At 62.8% G+C, this 16,558-nt stretch carries 17 protein-coding genes; 10 read left to right on the top strand and 7 right to left on the bottom strand.

Features of this window, described 5'->3' with window-relative positions; translation table 11 throughout:
* The first annotated feature begins 1 nt into the window (after nt 1).
* On the top strand, nt 2-1,237 hold the full coding sequence (locus ACH2EI_RS00560) for a ribonuclease D (protein WP_395155302.1): 1,236 nt from the start codon (nt 2-4) through the stop codon (nt 1,235-1,237).
* On the opposite strand, the gene ACH2EI_RS00555 is transcribed toward ACH2EI_RS00560, so the two are convergent.
* On the bottom strand, nt 1,224-1,997 hold the full coding sequence (locus ACH2EI_RS00555) for a ParA family protein (RefSeq protein ID WP_395155319.1): 774 nt from the start codon (nt 1,995-1,997) through the stop codon (nt 1,224-1,226). The genes ACH2EI_RS00560 and ACH2EI_RS00555 overlap by 14 nt on opposite strands.
* Before the next feature lie 121 nt (nt 1,998-2,118).
* On the opposite strand from ACH2EI_RS00555, the gene ACH2EI_RS00550 reads away from it, so the two are divergent.
* Nucleotides 2,119-2,319: a hypothetical protein gene (locus tag ACH2EI_RS00550; protein ID WP_395155301.1), complete on the top strand. Its 201-nt coding sequence runs from the start codon at nt 2,119-2,121 to the stop codon at nt 2,317-2,319.
* A 21-nt stretch (nt 2,320-2,340) separates the two neighbouring features.
* Here ACH2EI_RS00550 and ACH2EI_RS00545 read toward each other — a convergent pair whose 3' ends face one another.
* Nucleotides 2,341-3,084 (bottom strand): hypothetical protein, encoded by a 744-nt coding sequence (locus tag ACH2EI_RS00545; protein ID WP_395155300.1) that lies wholly within the window; start codon nt 3,082-3,084, stop codon nt 2,341-2,343.
* A 38-nt stretch (nt 3,085-3,122) separates the two neighbouring features.
* Here ACH2EI_RS00545 and alaS point away from each other — a divergent pair, with 38 nt between their 5' ends.
* From alaS to ACH2EI_RS00505, 8 genes are read left to right on the top strand one after another with little or no spacing between them, the layout of a single operon-like run.
* Nucleotides 3,123-5,765 carry an alanine--tRNA ligase gene (gene alaS, locus ACH2EI_RS00540; protein ID WP_395155299.1) on the top strand — a complete coding sequence of 881 codons (2,643 nt, stop codon included), beginning with the start codon at nt 3,123-3,125 and terminating at the stop codon, nt 5,763-5,765.
* Nucleotides 5,762-6,211 (top strand): Holliday junction resolvase RuvX, encoded by a 450-nt coding sequence (ruvX, locus tag ACH2EI_RS00535; protein WP_395155298.1) that lies wholly within the window; start codon nt 5,762-5,764, stop codon nt 6,209-6,211. Before alaS ends, ruvX begins: the two co-directional genes overlap by 4 nt.
* Complete coding sequence (gene mltG / locus ACH2EI_RS00530) at nt 6,208-7,428, top strand: endolytic transglycosylase MltG (protein WP_395155297.1); 1,221 nt, start codon at nt 6,208-6,210, stop codon at nt 7,426-7,428. Before ruvX ends, mltG begins: the two co-directional genes overlap by 4 nt.
* Nucleotides 7,425-8,252 (top strand): shikimate dehydrogenase, encoded by an 828-nt coding sequence (gene aroE, locus ACH2EI_RS00525; RefSeq protein WP_395155296.1) that lies wholly within the window; start codon nt 7,425-7,427, stop codon nt 8,250-8,252. The genes mltG and aroE overlap by 4 nt, the downstream gene beginning before the upstream one ends.
* A 9-nt stretch (nt 8,253-8,261) precedes the next feature.
* The gene (gene aroC / locus ACH2EI_RS00520; protein ID WP_395155295.1) at nt 8,262-9,428 is read left to right on the top strand and encodes a chorismate synthase; all 1,167 of its coding nucleotides are present in this window, start codon (nt 8,262-8,264) and stop codon (nt 9,426-9,428) included.
* Complete coding sequence (locus tag ACH2EI_RS00515; RefSeq protein ID WP_395155294.1) at nt 9,425-9,946, top strand: shikimate kinase; 522 nt, start codon at nt 9,425-9,427, stop codon at nt 9,944-9,946. Before aroC ends, ACH2EI_RS00515 begins: the two co-directional genes overlap by 4 nt.
* Nucleotides 9,934-10,944, top strand: coding sequence for a 3-dehydroquinate synthase family protein (locus ACH2EI_RS00510; RefSeq protein ID WP_395155293.1), 1,011 nt, complete (start codon nt 9,934-9,936; stop codon nt 10,942-10,944). Before ACH2EI_RS00515 ends, ACH2EI_RS00510 begins: the two co-directional genes overlap by 13 nt.
* Nucleotides 10,945-10,981: 37 nt before the next feature.
* Nucleotides 10,982-11,908, top strand: a complete 927-nt coding sequence (locus ACH2EI_RS00505) for a hypothetical protein (RefSeq protein WP_395155292.1) — start codon at nt 10,982-10,984, stop codon at nt 11,906-11,908.
* A gap of 237 nt (nt 11,909-12,145) precedes the next feature.
* On the opposite strand, the gene ACH2EI_RS00500 is transcribed toward ACH2EI_RS00505, so the two are convergent.
* The 5 genes from ACH2EI_RS00500 to ACH2EI_RS00480 all read right to left on the bottom strand — a co-directional run.
* Complete coding sequence (locus ACH2EI_RS00500) at nt 12,146-13,120, bottom strand: Gfo/Idh/MocA family protein (protein ID WP_395155291.1); 975 nt, start codon at nt 13,118-13,120, stop codon at nt 12,146-12,148.
* A 17-nt stretch (nt 13,121-13,137) separates the two neighbouring features.
* Nucleotides 13,138-13,944 carry a Cof-type HAD-IIB family hydrolase gene (locus ACH2EI_RS00495; protein WP_395155290.1) on the bottom strand — a complete coding sequence of 269 codons (807 nt, stop codon included), beginning with the start codon at nt 13,942-13,944 and terminating at the stop codon, nt 13,138-13,140.
* Between the two features lie 67 nt (nt 13,945-14,011).
* Complete coding sequence (locus tag ACH2EI_RS00490; protein WP_395155289.1) at nt 14,012-15,424, bottom strand: dihydrolipoyl dehydrogenase family protein; 1,413 nt, start codon at nt 15,422-15,424, stop codon at nt 14,012-14,014.
* The gene (locus tag ACH2EI_RS00485) at nt 15,421-16,209 is read right to left on the bottom strand and encodes a TVP38/TMEM64 family protein (protein ID WP_395155288.1); all 789 of its coding nucleotides are present in this window, start codon (nt 16,207-16,209) and stop codon (nt 15,421-15,423) included. Before ACH2EI_RS00485 ends, ACH2EI_RS00490 begins: the two co-directional genes overlap by 4 nt.
* A 105-nt stretch (nt 16,210-16,314) precedes the next feature.
* On the bottom strand, nt 16,315-16,558 hold a 244-nt coding region (locus ACH2EI_RS00480; protein WP_395152397.1), incomplete at its 5' end, for an HNH endonuclease signature motif containing protein.

Below are 16,558 nucleotides of genomic sequence, written 5' to 3'. Positions count from 1 at the left end.
CATGGCCCGATCAGGAGTCCGACCCGAACGCAAGAAGCAGCCCGGCGGTGGCAATGCCCCCGCCGAGATCGACTACGAGTACGTCGAAGATCAGGCCGATCTCGATGCAATCATCGACGTGCTGGTCGGCGTCGACCGGTACGCACTCGACACCGAGTTTCATCGCGAGCGCACCTACTTCCCGAAGCTCGCCCTCATTCAGATCGCCTGGCACGAGATCGAAGACGACGGTACGAAAACGCAGCGTCTTGCACTGATCGATCCGCTCGTTGTCGACGTCAGGGTGTTCGGCCGAGTCTTCGACACCGACGCACTTTGTGTGATCCACGCTGCCCAGCAAGACCTCGACGTCATGATGCATTCCATCGGCTCGGTGCCGAGGCAGATGTTTGACACACAGCTTGCGGCAGGCTTCGTCGGGTATGGCACACCCTCACTGGTTGCGTTGCTGCAAGGCGAAATCAACGTCACCCCTGCCAAGGGTGATCGCCTGACCGACTGGCTTCGCCGGCCACTGACCGAGAACCAGTGCCAGTACGCAGCCGTCGACGTCGAGTACCTCCTCGAAGTCCACCAGCTCCTCGTGGCCAAGCTTGCCGAAGCGGGCCGGCTCGAATGGTCAGCTGATGCTTGTGAAGAATTGCGGACCCGGCCCGTCAGTGGTGCCAACCCCGAAAACGCGTGGCTCCGGCTCAAAGACGCACGCTCGCTCCGTCCGAGTTCGCGAGCGGTTGCGCAAGCAATCGCAGCGTGGCGCGAACGGCGTGCAATGCGGGTCGACATTCCTGTGCGCCAAGTGCTGCCCGATCTCGCAATTCTTGGCATCTCGCAGCGCGGCCCGTCTTCGCTCAAGGAACTGAGCCAGGCCCGAGGCGTCGACGAACGTCATTCGCGCGGGGGTATTGCCGAAGAAATCCTCGAAGCGGTCAAGGTGGGCAAAGACAACGATGCGCCCGAGGCGCCGAAGTCGCCCGACGATCTTGATCGCAACCTGCGTCCGGCAGTGACGCTCGTGTCGGCGTGGGTCAGCCAGCTCGCCCACGACGAAAAAATCGACACTGTGCTCCTCGGTACCCGGGGTGACATCGTGGCGTTCTTGCGCGGTGATGACGATGCCCGCCTTGCAAGTGGCTGGCGTGCAGCGATGCTCGGTGACGGCATCCGCGACCTCGTCGACGGTCGGGCAGGCCTGACCTTCGACGGCGAAGGTCGTCTGAAGTTGATTAGCGTCGATTGATCGTGCTGCGCAGCCGCGACCACAATCGATCGAACACTTCGATCGGGTCGGTTGCCCTGCTGCCGTACGAATGGATCGGTCGCCGCTCGCCGACGGCTTGATTGAAAACCACTCGTTGCGGTACCGCTGGCTTCCACACCGCGCCTGCGCCAACGATCCGCGTCAGTTCGGCCATTCGACGTACAGCTTCAGATGACACGGCCGGGACACGGTTGAGGATCACACCCGACAGTTCGAGGTCTGGGTTGTGGTCGTCCCACACGGTGTCGATGGCGTCGGCGACACCGCCGATGCCCCGCAGGCCCAGAGCCGATGGCTCGACCACGACGAGTGCGTGGCGCGCCGCTGCAAGCGCATTGGTCGTGAGGTTGCCCAGCGACGGCGGGCAATCGATCAGTACGGCGTCGTAACGGTCAATAATGTCGGCACCCAGTGCTTTGGCGAGACGGCGGGCACGTTGTGAGTCGGGCGATCCGCTCTCGAGGTCTTGCAGGTCGGTTCCGGCGGGAACGACGTCGACAAACTCTGACCACGCAGACTGCTGGATTGCTTTGCTGATCGGCGCCTTGTCAAGGACATCGCTGGTCGTCAGGTCGGCCGTGTCCGGATCGACCCCGAGGACCCAGGAACTGGACCCTTGCGGATCGAGGTCAACAACGAGGACGCGGCGCCGCGCAGCACTGGCTGCCGAGGCAAGACCGAGTGTGACAGTTGTCTTTCCGACGCCTCCCTTTTGGTTCACGACCGCAACTGTGCGCATCATGCGTAGATTACAGGCTCCCCGGTGCAAGCTGAGCTCTTGCCCGGATTGTGCACCGTAAACCCTGGACCGACCGGTATAATCAGGGACAATGTCAACTTTCTAGTGTGGGAGCCCTCTCGTGAAGAAGGGTCGTCATCGCCGTTTCGAAGAGGCGAGAAAACTGAAGCAGTCCGGCCCGGGAGCGTTTGATCTCGGGTTTGGAGAGCGCACCCAGTCGCCGTCTACGGACGATGCTGACTCGGGGGTCGACGAGTACGCCGAACTGGCAGCCAAATATGGCGTCGAGTTCGACGACGAAGACGACGATCAAGACGAGTAAGTCTGGCCAGCGCCTGACGACTCAGCGCCTGACGACTGGGTGCTCAAGTGGCACCCACTGGGAACGTTCCATCAATTCGACCATCTGGTCGTAGATTGTTGCGCCCACCAGTTCCACGATTTCGTCGCGGGCGCTGACGTACAGGGGCTGTTCTCCGACGAATGCGTCGGGTTCTTCGGTGCACCACCAGCCGAAGTCCTCGCCACCTTCGCCCCAGTCGCGCCGTTTCCACTCGCGCAGGCGTGAGGTGACGTGGCCTGATTCATCTTCGGAGTGTTCGAGCCGCAGCGGGACCTGCCAGCAGACTTGCGGCTTCCAGTCCATCATCCGCTCATTGTTGTCGTCGGCAGCAATGTGTAACGCGCACCCGATTCCGCCTTCGAAGCCTGGCCGGTTGAGGAAGATGCAGGCTTTCGTGCCGTCGTGCTCGACGAGCCGCGTCATCGTCGTCGGGTTTCCCTCGCTGTCAGGGTCACCGTCACGCAGGTAGCCCTTCTTGACGGCCTTGGCGTGGAACTGCATGTGCTTCGGCTCGACGCGAGGGAAGTGGGCCTCGACGTTCTTGACGTCGGCTTCGTCGACGAAATGCGCTCCGAACGAGCAGCAACCCTGCTGGAGTTCGGGAGCCGGTTCGTCGAGAATGCCCTTGCAGCCGCACCCGAAGATGCACATGTAGTTCGATCGGAGGTACGTGGCGTCGAACACCCACGTGCGGTGCTCGTCGGCGTCGTCAAAACTGATCCATTCGTGGACGTCAATGGGCACCCAGCGAATGTACCGGCCTCGGTAGGCTGAGGGGCGATATGACGACCCCTGCAGCCAATGCGATGACCGCTGACCAACTCCGTAATTCATTCCGCGACTATTTCGCGGCACGGGACCACACGGTCGTCCAGTCAGCAAGCCTCATCCCGCACGATCCGACCGTGCTGTTCAACGTGGCCGGCATGGTGCCGTTCAAGGACTATTTCGTCGGCAACGAAAAGCCCCCCTTCCAGCGCGCTGTCAGCTCGCAGAAGTGTGCACGCGCTGGCGGAAAGCACAACGACCTCGACGAAGTGGGTCGCACCAAGCGTCACCTCGTGTTCTTCGAAATGATGGGAAACTTCAGTTTCGGCGACTACTTCAAGACTGATGCAATCCCTTATGCGTGGGACCTGATGACGTCGTCACGTGAGAGTGGCGGTTGGGGCTTTGACGGCGACCAGTTGTGGATCACGGTCCACGAGACGGACGACGAAGCCGAGCAAATCTGGCACGAGCAGGTCGGTGTCCCGATGGAGCGCATCCAGCGGCTCGGCGATAAAGACAACTATTGGCAGATGGGTGATGTTGGCCCCTGCGGACCGTGCAGCGAAATTCACATCGACCGTGGCGCCGAGTTCGGTCCCGATGGTGGCCCTCTCCGTGATCCAGCCGGCGACCGGTTCATGGAGATCTGGAACTTGGTCTTCATGCAGTTCAACCAAGATGCGAATGGCAACCGCGCACCGTTGCCGACACCGTCGATCGATACCGGTGCAGGGCTCGAGCGCATCTTGGCGCTGATGCAAGGTGTTGACTCCGTCTGGGAAACCGACCTGATGCAGCCCCTCATTGACGAGGCGTGCTCAATCACCGGGCACAGCTACAAGGTGGGCGACTACGACGACCGTGCAAGCTTTGCGATGCGCGTTCTGGCTGAGCATGCCCGCTCGGCAACGATGTTGGTGAACGACGGCGTTTTCCCCTCCAACGAGGCCCGCGGCTATGTGCTGCGCCGCATCATCCGCCGCGCCGTGCGGTTTGCCTACCTTCTCGGCACTGACAAGCTCGTCATGCCGAGCCTCGTCGCCGTTGCCGGCCAGGTCATGGGCGACGCGTACCCCGACGTCACGAAGAACATGAGCTTCATTACCGACGTGATCGGTAAGGAAGAAGAGCGCTTCCGGCACACCCTCAAGAACGGCCTCGCCATTCTCGATGGCGAACTGAACGCCGACGCCGAGAAGCTCTCGGGTGCCACCGCCTTCTTGCTGCACGACACGTACGGCTTCCCACTTGAGCTCACGCAGGAGATCGCCAGCGAACGCGCGATCGACGTCGATCTCGACGAGTTCAACGCATCGATGACCGAGCAGCGTGAGCGGGCCAAGGCCGCCCGCAAGGGCGGCGTCGATGTTGAAGCGATGGACGCGTACCGAGAGGTGCTCGACCAATTCGGTACCACGAACTTCGTTGGCTACACCGACGACTTTGCCGACAGTCGGGTGCTGGCAATCCTCGATGGCCCTGACGATGACAACGGCAACCCGACCGTTGAGATCTTCCTCGATACGTCTCCGTTCTATGCAGAGTCGGGCGGCCAAGTTGGAGACACGGGTTCGATCACCACCGACACCGGCACCGCCACGGTGCTCGACTGTACGTTCGCATTGCCGAACCTGCGTCGTCACAGCGCGCGAGTCACCGAAGGCACCGTCATTGCTGGACAGACCTGCACTGCGTCGATCGACGTGCTCCGCCGCGATGCGATCCGTCGCAACCACACCGCCACGCACCTGCTGCACTCTGCATTGCGCCACGTCCTCGGTGAGCACGTCAAGCAGGCCGGTTCGATGGTCGGCCCCGACCGTCTCCGGTTCGACTTCTCGCACTACGACGCCGTCACCCCAGCACAAATCAAGCAGATCGAAGACATCGCCAACCACGAAACGCTCGGCAACATGCCCACGCGAATCTTCGAAACCACGAAAGACGAAGCCGAGGCGCTCGGCGCCATTGCGTTCTTCGGTGACAAGTACGGCGACATAGTGCGTGTGCTCGAAGCCGGATCAACGATCGAGTTGTGTGGCGGTACGCACGTCCGTGCCACTGGCGACATCGGCACCGTGAAGGTCGTCAGCGAGTCGTCGATTGGATCCAACCTGCGTCGTATCGAGGCGATAACAGGCGATGCGAGCGTTGCGCTGCTGCAGCGCGACGAAGCAATGATCGCCGGCGCAGCACAGCTCCTCGGTACTCAGTCCGACGACCTGCTCGGTGGCGTTCAGCGCAAGATCGACGAAGTCAAAGACCTCCAGGACCAGATCAAAACGCTCCGGTCACAGCTCGCTGCAGGTCGGGCGGAGGAGCTGGCCGAGATCGCCGTCGAAGGCGTGGTTGTCACGCAGGTCGATGGCCTCGCACCTGGCGACATGCGCGAACTCGCCATAGCCGTGCGCCAGCGCGAGGGCATCAAAGTCGTCGTGCTGATTGGTGAAACCGACACCGGCGGTGTGGCGCTCGTTGCGGCCGTGCAGCCGGGCAACAGTAAGCCGGCATCGCTTCTGATCAAAGACGCAGCCAAGGCAGTTGGTGGCGGTGGCGGCGGAAAGGGCGACATCGCCACGGCTGGCGGCAAAGACCCGTCAGGCATTCCCGCCGCACTCGCCATCGCGGCTGAGGCCGTGGGTCAGGTGCTGTGACTCGAATCCCTGGTGTGCGCGCACTCGGCGTCGACTTGGGGTCCAAGCGCATCGGTATTGCCGTCAGCGACCTCTCCGGCACGATTGCTTCGGCGTTGACCACGGTGCATCGCTCAAAATCGCGGCGCCACGACCATGCCGAAATTAAGAAGCTGGTCAGGGATGAAGAGTGCGAGCTCGTTGTCGTCGGGCTGCCGTTGTCGCTCGATGGCAGTGTCGGACCAGCAGCACAGGGTGCCACCAAGGAGGCGGAGCAGTTGGCTACCGTGGTCGGGGTGCCCGTGGAGATGTATGACGAGCGATTCACCACGGTGACTGCCGAAGCAGCGATGCGCGAGGCTGGCCTCAGTGGCCAGCGGCAACGGCTGATCGTGGACAAGATGGCCGCTGCGGTGATGTTGCAGGCCTGGCTCGATCATCGGCGCAACACTTGGGGAGCGTCGTGACTCAGCTCGATCCACTCCTTCCGGAGGCGCACGTCAACGTCGATGACCGCCCGGCCATGGATTGGCCGACCGACCCGTGGGACTCCACCGATCAAACCGGCTCCGTCGAGCGCCTGCGCCGCCAGACCCGACCCATCAAGTGGGTTGTCTACACATCGATGGTCCTGATGACTGCCGTGATCCTGATTGCCGGCGCTGTCGGCTGGTGGTACCTCGGCAAGATCAACCCCGAAGGCGATCCAAGCGCGCTGCAGAGCTTCACAGTCCCCGAAGGTGCCGACTTCAACGACGTGACCGAGCTGCTGTTTGACGAGGGCTACATCTCCGACGTGGGTGTCTGGGAGCGGTACGTCGGCGACGAGCCGATCGACATCGTCCCGGGCTTCTACCAACTCCGCGCGAATGATCACATGGGCAATGTGCTCGCACGACTGCGTATCCCGCCGGCCCAGACCAGCACCAGCGTCACGTTTCCCGAAGGCTTCACGATTGCCCGCATGGCGCGCCGTGTTGACGCCGTGATCGAGCGGATGGGCGAGGCAGAGTTCATCGCTGCCGCGGAGAATGTCTCGGTCTTCGCCAGGTGGCTGCCACCAGGAACGAACACGCTCGAAGGGCTGCTCTTCCCCGACACGTACTCCGTGTCGAATGCCGACACAGAGGCGCAACTCCTGGACCGGATGGTCGCCCTGATGGAGCGCGTCGGAGAACAGGAAGACCTCGAAGCCAAAGCTCGCCAGCTGGGCTACACGCCATACGAAGTGTTGATCGTGGCGTCGTTGATCGAACGTGAAGCAGCGGTTGCTGAAGACCGAGCGAAGATCTCCCGCGTCATCTTGAACCGCGAGTTCGTCGACATGAATCTGGAGATCGACGCGTCGGTGTACTACGGACGTGACCGCAACGGCATCGATCCCGACCTTCCATTCTCTGAGATCCGCCAGATCGACACACCGTGGAACACGTACCTTCGAAACGGGCTGCCAGCGACGCCAATCGCCAATCCTGGACGCGCCTCAATCAGAGCTGCACTCAACCCGGCACCGAACCCGGCACCCGGTGATCCGATCTGCGTCGATCTGCCGAACCCATCCGAGTGCTTCTACCTCTTCTACGTGCTCGCCAATGAAGACGGTGGTCATGCGTTCGCTGCCACCTTCGAACAGCACGAAGCCAACATCCGTGAGTTCGCGGGGATTGAGTTCGGTGGGGGATGAGCGCACCACGGATCGCTGCGCTCATTGGATCGCCGGTGGGGCACAGCCTGTCGCCAGCTCTGCACCAGGCCGCCTTCGACGCGGCCGGTGTCAACTGGGCCTATACGGCCTTTGACATCACCGATGCAGCAGCGGCGCTGTCGGCGATGCGCCTTCTGGGGCTCGCGGGCTTGTCGGTCACGATGCCGCTCAAAGAAGATGTCGCACGGGCAGTCGATCGTCTCGATCCGGCAGCGCGAGTACTGCACTCGGTGAACACCGTCAGCTGGGATGGCGATGAACTCGTCGGGTCGAGTACTGACGGCGCCGGGTTCGTGGCCTCACTGGCAGCAGCCGGTGTCGAGGTTGAGGGAGCTCAGATCTCGGTGATCGGGGCTGGGGGAGCGGCCCGATCGGTGATCGATGCGCTGGGCCGAGTTGGCGCAGCCGACATCACCGTGCTGAACCGGACCCGTGATCGTGCCGAGCAAGCAGCAAGCTTGTCGAAAGCAGCATCGGTCGGCATTGTCAGCGACATCACGCGGGCCGACATTGTGATCAATGCCACGAGCGTTGGGATGGGTGTGTCGGTCGACGATGCAACGGAGGCCGACATGGCATGCGACCCGGCACTGCTGCGAAGCGGTCAGGTCATTGCCGACCTCGTGTATCACCCGCTCGAAACAGCGTGGATGCGTGCGGCGGCTGATATTGGAGCCACGACGGTCGACGGGCTCGGCATGCTGGTGCACCAGGCGGCGCTCCAACAACTTCGGTGGTTGGGCGAGATGCCTGACACCACGGCCATGCGAATCGCCGCTGAGGCTGAGCTGGCCCGCCGGTAGTCTGGGCTGATGCTTCGTTTCCTCACCGCAGGTGAGTCCCATGGCCAAGGCCTCGTGGTCATCATGGAAGGCCTCCCTGCTGGCCTCGAGATCACCGTCGAGGAGATTCAAGCCGAAATGGGTCGACGGCGCCTCGGCTACGGCCGCGGCCCCCGGCAGCGCTTCGAAGTCGACGAGCTCACGTTGATCGGCGGTGTGCGTCACGGCCGCACTATTGGATCGCCGGTGGCGATTGAAATCAAGAACACCGAGTGGTTCCGTAGCGACAAGTGGCACGAAGAGATGAGCCCAGCGCCCGGTGCCACCAAAGATCCGCTCACGCAAGTCCGCCCCGGTCACGCCGATCTCGCTGGCATGCAGAAGTACGGCTTCACCGATGCACGTGACGTGCTCGAACGGGCCAGTGCACGCGAAACCGCTGCCCGGGTCGCCGCCGGAGCGATCGCCAAGAAAATGCTGAAGTCGCTCGGAGTTGAGATCCTCTCCCACGTGATTCAGATGGGTTCTGCCCGGGTTGCCAGCAACGCTCCCCGCCCGACGCCCGCCGACCTGGATCGGGTCGACGAGAATCAGGTGCGTTGCTTCGACATCGAAGCGTCCAAGGCAATGATCGCTGAGATCAAGGCTGCGGCCAAAGAAGGTGACTCCCTCGGTGGCGTTGTCGAAGTACTGGCTTTCGGTGTGCCGGTTGGGCTCGGCAGCCACGTCCATTGGGACCGCAAGGTCGACGCGGCACTTGCCCAGGCACTCATGAGCATCCAGGCGGTCAAAGGTGTTGAAATCGGTGACGGTTTCGATGTCGCCGGGCGACGCGGGAGCGAGGCGCACGATCCAATCAGATGGGATTCCGACGCCAAGAAGTACGTTCGCGACAGCACGCTTGCAGGCGGCACCGAAGGCGGCATGACCACCGGCGATCTCGTTGTTGCCCGGGCGGCGATGAAGCCACTCGCGACACTCAACAAGCCGACGCTCGAAACGGTCGATACGGCCACCAAGGAGTCAGGCGTGTCCTTCAAAGAGCGCACCGACGTCACCGCGGTGCCCGCCATGGGCGTCGTTGCGGAAACGATGGTTGCACTCGTGCTGGCCACTGAAGCGCAACGAAAGTTCGGCGGCGACTCGATGGACGAGTTCGTTCGCAACGCCGAGGCATTCACGGCCTCGTTGACGTGACTGCCTGCGAGGGCAAGCACATCGTGCTTGTCGGCATGATGGGCGCCGGTAAGTCGTCTGTTGGACGCGTCCTCGCCCGCAAGCTGCACCGTCCGCTGCTCGACTCCGACGAACTCATCGAAGAGCGAACCGGGCGCACCGTCCGTGAGATCTGGTCGTCTGACGGCGAAGCGGCGTTCCGGGCAATCGAGACCGAAACCCTGCTCGCCATGCTCGGCGCCGGCGAGCCCGCGGTTCTTGCTGCGGCCGGCGGCGTCGTGCTCGCCGAAGCCAACCGTTCTGCACTCGCCGAGAGTGACGCCCATGTGGTCTGGCTGCTCGCACACGTCGACCTGCTCGTCACACGTGTAACGAACGGTGTCCACCGTCCACTGCTCGACGACGACCCCGAGAGGATGCTCCGCCAGATGTACACCGATCGTGAAGCGCTCTATACCGAGGTCGCCGATGCTGTTGTGTCAGTCGACCATCGCAGCATCAACGAAGTTGCCCAGGCGGTGCTGCGATGCGCCGGCTGACCGTCCCGCTCGCCGATCGTTCCTACGATGTGGTTGTCGGTCGCGGCGTCGTGGCCGAACTGGCAACACTGCTCCCGTCCACGGCCAAGCGTGCAGCGGTCGTCACGCAAGTCGGCATTCCCACTGAGATCGAATTGCCTGGCGTCGAGGTCACTACGTTCACTATCGGCCAGGGCGAAAGCGCCAAGACGCTTGACACGATCGCGACGCTGATGAGTGGGTTCGCAGCAATGGGCCTGACCCGCCACGACGTCGTCATCGGTGTCGGTGGCGGCATGGTCACCGATATCGCCGGGTTCGCCGCAGCATCGTGGCACCGCGGGATTCCTGTTGTGCACGTGTCGACCAGTCTGCTCGGCATGGTCGACGCCGCCATTGGTGGCAAGACAGGCGTCAATCTGCCCGAGGGCAAGAACCTCGTGGGGGCCTACTGGCAGCCGTCCGGAGTCCTGTGTGACCTGGAGTTCCTCGATACGTTGCCGCCCCGTGAAATGCGATGTGGCCTCGGCGAGATGGCGAAATACCACTTCTTGACCGGGGACGATCTCCTCGCTATGGACCTCGAAGAGCGGGTCGCCCGTTGCATTGAAATCAAGGCCGAGGTTGTGGCATCGGACGAGCGCGAGGGTGGGCGCCGTGCGCTTTTGAACTACGGCCATACGTTTGCGCACGCGCTGGAGATCGCGACCGGACACGAACTCGCCCATGGTGAAGCGGTGGCGATCGGCTTGATCTATGCCGCCGAACTTGGGTTCGAAATGGGCCGCATCGACGCAGCTCGAGTCCAGCAGCATCGCGATGTCGTTGCTGGCGAGTACGACCTCATGACGCAGCCGCCACCCGGCCTCGATGCTGACGAACTCCTCGCACTGATGCACCGCGACAAGAAGGCGCTCACCGGCTTGACCTTCATCCTCGACAGCGCACGCGGTGTCGAAGTCGTCACCGGCGTCGACGAGGCACCCGTTCGCGCGGTCATGTCTCGACTCTTGCGGTAGCGGCTATCTCTGGCTTACTGCCTGGCACACTGGGATCATGGCCTTTGACACTCCGATTTCACTTGTTGGACCCAGACGGGCGCCAGCACAGATGCTGGCTGAGCAAGACATCGGCGGGCAGACAAGTGTGCACGACGGCGACACCGCCGACAAGCTCGGCCTCGTCGGTGCGCCGATCGAAGGGCCAACGCACTTCAGCCAGTTCGACCCCCTCGGTGTCTGCCTGTGGGGCCAGCGGTGGTTCGAAGACGGCTGCATCAGCTCACATTTCCTGAACATGGTCGTCGAAGGCGAAGAGGTCCGTCCGGCACTCACGCCGTCAACGGCGGCGGCGGCGACGATCGGTGCCGAGAAGGCCGATGGAACGCCCGTCCTGACTGGGACCGCATCCGTTGGCCGCGACGATGTGACCGACCTCGACGAGCGCCGCAAACGCGGCCAGGGCGACCCGGGCGAGCTGCACATCATCGATCAGATCTCTGTCGGTATGGACACCCTGCAGGGTCGTGAGCCGCACGTGGTCACCATGGGGTTTGACGAGCACAACGGCCCGCTCTATCCATTCACCCTGCAACAGAAGCTTGACATGATCACCGAGCCGTGCAGTTGGTACAACGCCGATGGCGACAGCCCATGGGGCACGCCAATTGTACCGACCGAGATGCTGTCGGTCCTTGCCCACAAGCACGGCCCGCACCTGCCGGTCAGGCGTCCGTCCGTCGGACTGTTCATCGACCTCGAAGTCCGCTACGTCAACGGGCCGGTGTTCGTTGGCCGGAGCTATCAGCTCGATCACCAGGTGGTCGGCATCGGTCAATCGCGCCGCGTCGAGTCGTGGTGGACCGAAACCACACTCACCGATATCGAGACGGGCCTGCACGCTGCCACGGTGCTCTTGCACCAGGGCGTTTTCAAGGCGTCGTTCGCCGACTATCCAGCCGACGCGGGTCGTGAGACGGGTTGATCCCGAATGACGGCCCGAACGCGGGGTTTCCGGTTGCAGTAGCGAATGGTCCCAGCTCTTCGACCAATTCGAGGAGCGCTGCAGCCTGCCCGGGTGTCTACTCGACGAAGTGGCTGTCGAAGGTGGCCGCGAGATCCTGTTTTGAATCCGATGGGGCGGATGGACAACAGCCATCATCGTGGCGTACGGCATCATGTCCGCGATGCACGCCAAGCACAGTCAGTTTGGTCGACTTGCTCAACTTTCTGATGGATAGACCACGCCGACCTGGGCGCGGATTTCGTCGAGCAGACGCATCGTCTGCAACGAGTGGTCGAGCGTGACCACGTCGCTCTCAAGGTGCCCTGCCGCGATGCGCTCCATGGCGTGCGCGGCTTCGTGAGCGAGCCCCTCGTTGGGGATCTCGATTCGCTCGGCGGCGCCGTCAGCGCCAGAGACAGTGAACGCCGACGTGAACCAGAACGGGGACTCGACATCGATGCGGCCAGCCGTGCCCACGATCCGCGCGCTGAGGCCGCTCGTGCCGTCGAGTGACGTCTGGAAGGTGCTGAGTGCACCGCCGGGGAACGAAGCGACACCGGCGAGTGTGGCGTCGACACCTGACTCGGTCAGGCGCCCCATGGCCTTGACGACGTCGGGATACTCGTCGAGCACGTGGCACGCGAATGTGACCGGGTAGATACCGAGGTCGAGCAGCGCGCCGCCGGCCAGGTCGGGGCGTCGATGGCGCCCGTCTGTGGCGGGGATGTTGAGGGCAAAGTCGGCGTCGACGGTGAGTACTTTGCCGATTGCGCCATCGGCGATGCGACGCTTGAGTTCGACGTTGCCGGGGATGAACCACGTCCACATCGCCTCCATCAGGAAGCGATTGTTGCGGCGCGCGGCGTCGACCATTTCGGTCGCCTCCGCCGTGTTGATGGCGAAGGCCTTCTCACACAGCACGTGCTTGCCGGCATCGAGCGCAGCGACGGTCATGTCGCGATGGTGGCTGTGAGGTGAGGCGATGTAGACGATGTCGACGTGCGGATCGGCGAACAGTTCGTCGTAGCTTCCGTGAGCTTGGGGGATCGCGAATTTGGTGGCGAACTTGCTTGCTGACTCATGGGATCGGGATCCGACGGCGACGATCTCAGCATCGTCGAGCGTCTGGAGCGCCGCCGCCATCTTCGACGCGATTCCACCGGTTGCTGCAATTCCCCATCTCAAAGTCATGGAGGGGAACGTAGCGGTCAGTTGCGGGCGAGCAGCGATTCGATGAACACAGCGACGGCATCGTCGGCGTTGGTCCCGATCACTTCGTCTGCAGCTGCTATCGCTTGGCTCGAAGCATTGCCCATTGCGACGCCGTGGCCAGCCCACGCGAGCATTGCGGCGTCATTGTGGTTGTCACCGAATGCAATGACCTGTGCCCGGTCGATACCCCAGTCGCTGCAGAGATGCGCGAGCGCCGATGCCTTGGTGATGCCCTCGCCGGTTACTTCAACGAACTGCACGCCGCTTGTTGACACGGTCAACGGATCAACCAGCAGAGGTACGAGGTGTTCGCGCAGCGCTTCCTGAGTGATCTCGGGGTGACGGACCATCAGCTTGGTCGTGTGGTGCGCGGCGGTAGGGCGTGTCGGGAGGCCGCACTCGTCGCCGAGGTCTTCGTGCATCGAGGCGATGTCGTCAAACGATGCATCCCACCCGTTTCCGTGGTCGGTTTCCCAGCAGAACGCATACCGGTCGTCGATGTCGGTGAGTGCTGCGAAGAACCGGTCGACGTGAGCCGGATCGATCGGGAACCGGGTGGTGGCGCCGCTCAACATGTCGTGGATTAACGAACCGTTCGAGCAGACTGCGGTCGTGATGACCTCGGCCGGACGGAGCCGGGGGACCGCTGACGTCGTCGATCGGCCGGTGGCAGCGACGACGTGGATGCCAGCGGCGACGGCGTGTTGGACTGCAGTAATCGTGCGAGGCGAGAGGAGATGGTTGGGGCCGAACAGCGTTCCGTCTAGGTCGCTGGCAATGAGCCGGACGTCCGATCTGGTCAACGGATGCTCAGTGCAGTGTGCAGAAGGCGAACCATGCGAGCACGACCATACCGATGCCGAACGCCAGCTACTTCTTGAAGCGGTTGGCGATCTTGGCTTTGGTGAGTGCGAACCACTCTTGGGGAAGGCTGCGGAACGTCTCGGTGGCGAACTCGTCGGCGAGGAAACCCACGGCCTGCGAGTACGAGGGGTACGGGTGGACCGTGCCGAACAGCTTGCGCAGGCCGATGCCGTGGTCGATCATGATCGTAAACATGCCGATCATTTCCGCGGCACTGGGCCCGACAATGACGGCGCGCAGGATCTTGCCGGTGAATCGCTCAACGTCGACCGCGATGAACCCGTGTTCGAGGTCGTCGGTGAACCCGCGGTCGATGTCGGTGAGTTGCTTCACGTAACGCTTGCGTCCCCCTGCAGCCATGGCATCAACTTCGGCAACGGTGAGGCCGACCGAGGCGATCTGTGGGCGGCTGTACACGGCATTCGGGATGACCCGGGGGTCGCCAACTTTGGGGAGGGGGAGTGCGATCGCGCGAACCGTGCGACGGGCGAAGGAGTTCGCACCGTGCGTCGTTGCCGTGTTGCCCGTGATGTCGCCGACGGCGTACACCCCGTCGACCGACGTTCGGCCCCAGGTATCGGCGACAACGCCGCCTTTGGTAGTCTCAACGCCCGCTGCTTCGAGCCGGAGGTCACCGAGCGCCGGTCGACGACCGATCCCGATCAGGACCTTGTCGACGTCGGCAATGGTTGCGCCGTTCGTGAGGTGCGCGGTCTGTGTGGCCTCGTCGAACCTCTCGATCGAGGTGCCGAGGTGCACCTGCATTCCACGAGATTCGAAAACCTCTTGCATCGTGCTGGACACGAGCGGATCTTCGTTGCCCATGAGGCGGCCGGCCAGTTCGACAATGTGAACGGTGCTGCCGAGGTCGCCGAACGCTGTGGCCATCTCGATCGAGATGGCGCCGCCGCCGACCAGCACGACCGTGCCGGGAACCGACTCCAATTCGAAGATATTCTCGTTCGTCAGGACACGCTCCGCGCCGAGACCCTCGACCGGCATAACGATCGGCTTGGATCCGCCGCTGATGATCACGTTCTCGGCATGCACCTCGACCTGTCCGTTGGGGCCGTCGACCAGGACGACGTGGTGGTCGCCCGACTTCGGGGTGAGCTTGGCCCAGCCGCGCACGAGGTGGATTTTCTCGTGTTTTTCCATCTCGTGGTCTTCGCGTTGGGCAAGATCGTCACGCTTCGCGCGTACCCAGCCGAGCGGGTTGTCCTCACCGACCAGAGCAGCGTGGAGCAGTGCCTTCGACGGGACACAGCCGACATTTGTGCAGTCGCCGCCGACCTTGTCGCCCTCGATCAGCACGATGTCGTGGCCGAAGTTAGACAGACCGACAGCCATCGTCAGCCCGCCGGAACCGGCGCCGATGATCGCAGCCTTGTAGGTCTTCTTGGAGTCATGTCCAATCATGGTGTTTCCTGTTCCAGGGGGAGTGGCGCGCTGCTTGTGTTGTTCCGCCGCTTGAGAGTACGTGCGACCACGAGGCTGGTGACGAAGATGACGACGCTGGCAACGAGTGCGTAGGGATTGAGGCCATCGAGGCCCTTGTCGACTCGGTCGAGCGATGCACCAAGTAGCACGAACGAGATCGTGCCCGGCAGGGAGCCGAGCGCTGTGGCGGTGATGAAGGGGACGTACTTGATCCGCAGTGCACCCGCCGCGTAGTTAACGAGGTCGTAGGGGAGGAAAAGAAATCGGGTCAGGAGCACGGTCTCAAAGCTGTTGTCGCGCATCCGCTGCGACCAGCGTGCAATGAACGATTGCTGTTCGTCGCCGAGCGTGGCGGTGTCGTCGATCTTCGCGCTGAGGCTCCGCCCGATCACGAACGCAATGCTGGCTGACAGGTTGGCGCCGATGATCACGGCGATAACACCCACGACCGGTCCGAACAACACGCCACCGACGATCGTGAGCACGGAAGCAGGGAAGAGCACGATCGGGCGGGCGAGGTAGACCCCGACGTAGGCGAGGATGCCCCACCATGCACTCCCGACACTGTCGATGAACTTTTGTGCTGTGCCCGTGGCGCTCAGATCATTGGCTGACTGATAGTTGCGCCACAGCACGACCGCCGTGATCCAGATTGCAACAACAACCCCACGCTGCACCCAGATTCGACGGTTGTCCACCGGATCAGTCTCGTCGTCGATGTGACTGTCGGCAACGAGGGGAGATGCAGAAGTGTCGATGTCCATCGGATACTGCCAACCTGGGACGGCCAACAGAACTTCCGATAACAACACCAGTTTCGTCTTCGTTTCTCAATCGACAGTGTGCCGCGCCGAGTGGCCAGCCCGCGGTCAGACCGGCGGGTTGAAGAGCGGAGCTACCGGGTGCTCGTTGAGGGGTTGAGCCGGTGGCAGGGTGAGGCCGATCTGGGGCGGTCGCATTTGGTGGGTTTGCCCGTGGGGATCTTGGAGTGTGAAGTGGCCGCCCCCGAGGGGCTTGATACTCCAGTGCTGTTCGTGCAACAGGTGGTGATGAAACCAGCACAGCAAAACGAGGTTGGTTTGATCGGTTGATCCGCCGTCGGCCCAGTGTTTG

It is taken from the genome of Ilumatobacter sp. (genome assembly GCF_041688325.1).
GTDB lineage: Bacteria > Actinomycetota > Acidimicrobiia > Acidimicrobiales > Ilumatobacteraceae > Ilumatobacter_A.
The sequence above is the reverse complement of the archived record's forward strand: the minus strand, read 5'-3'. Positions and strand labels throughout refer to the sequence as shown.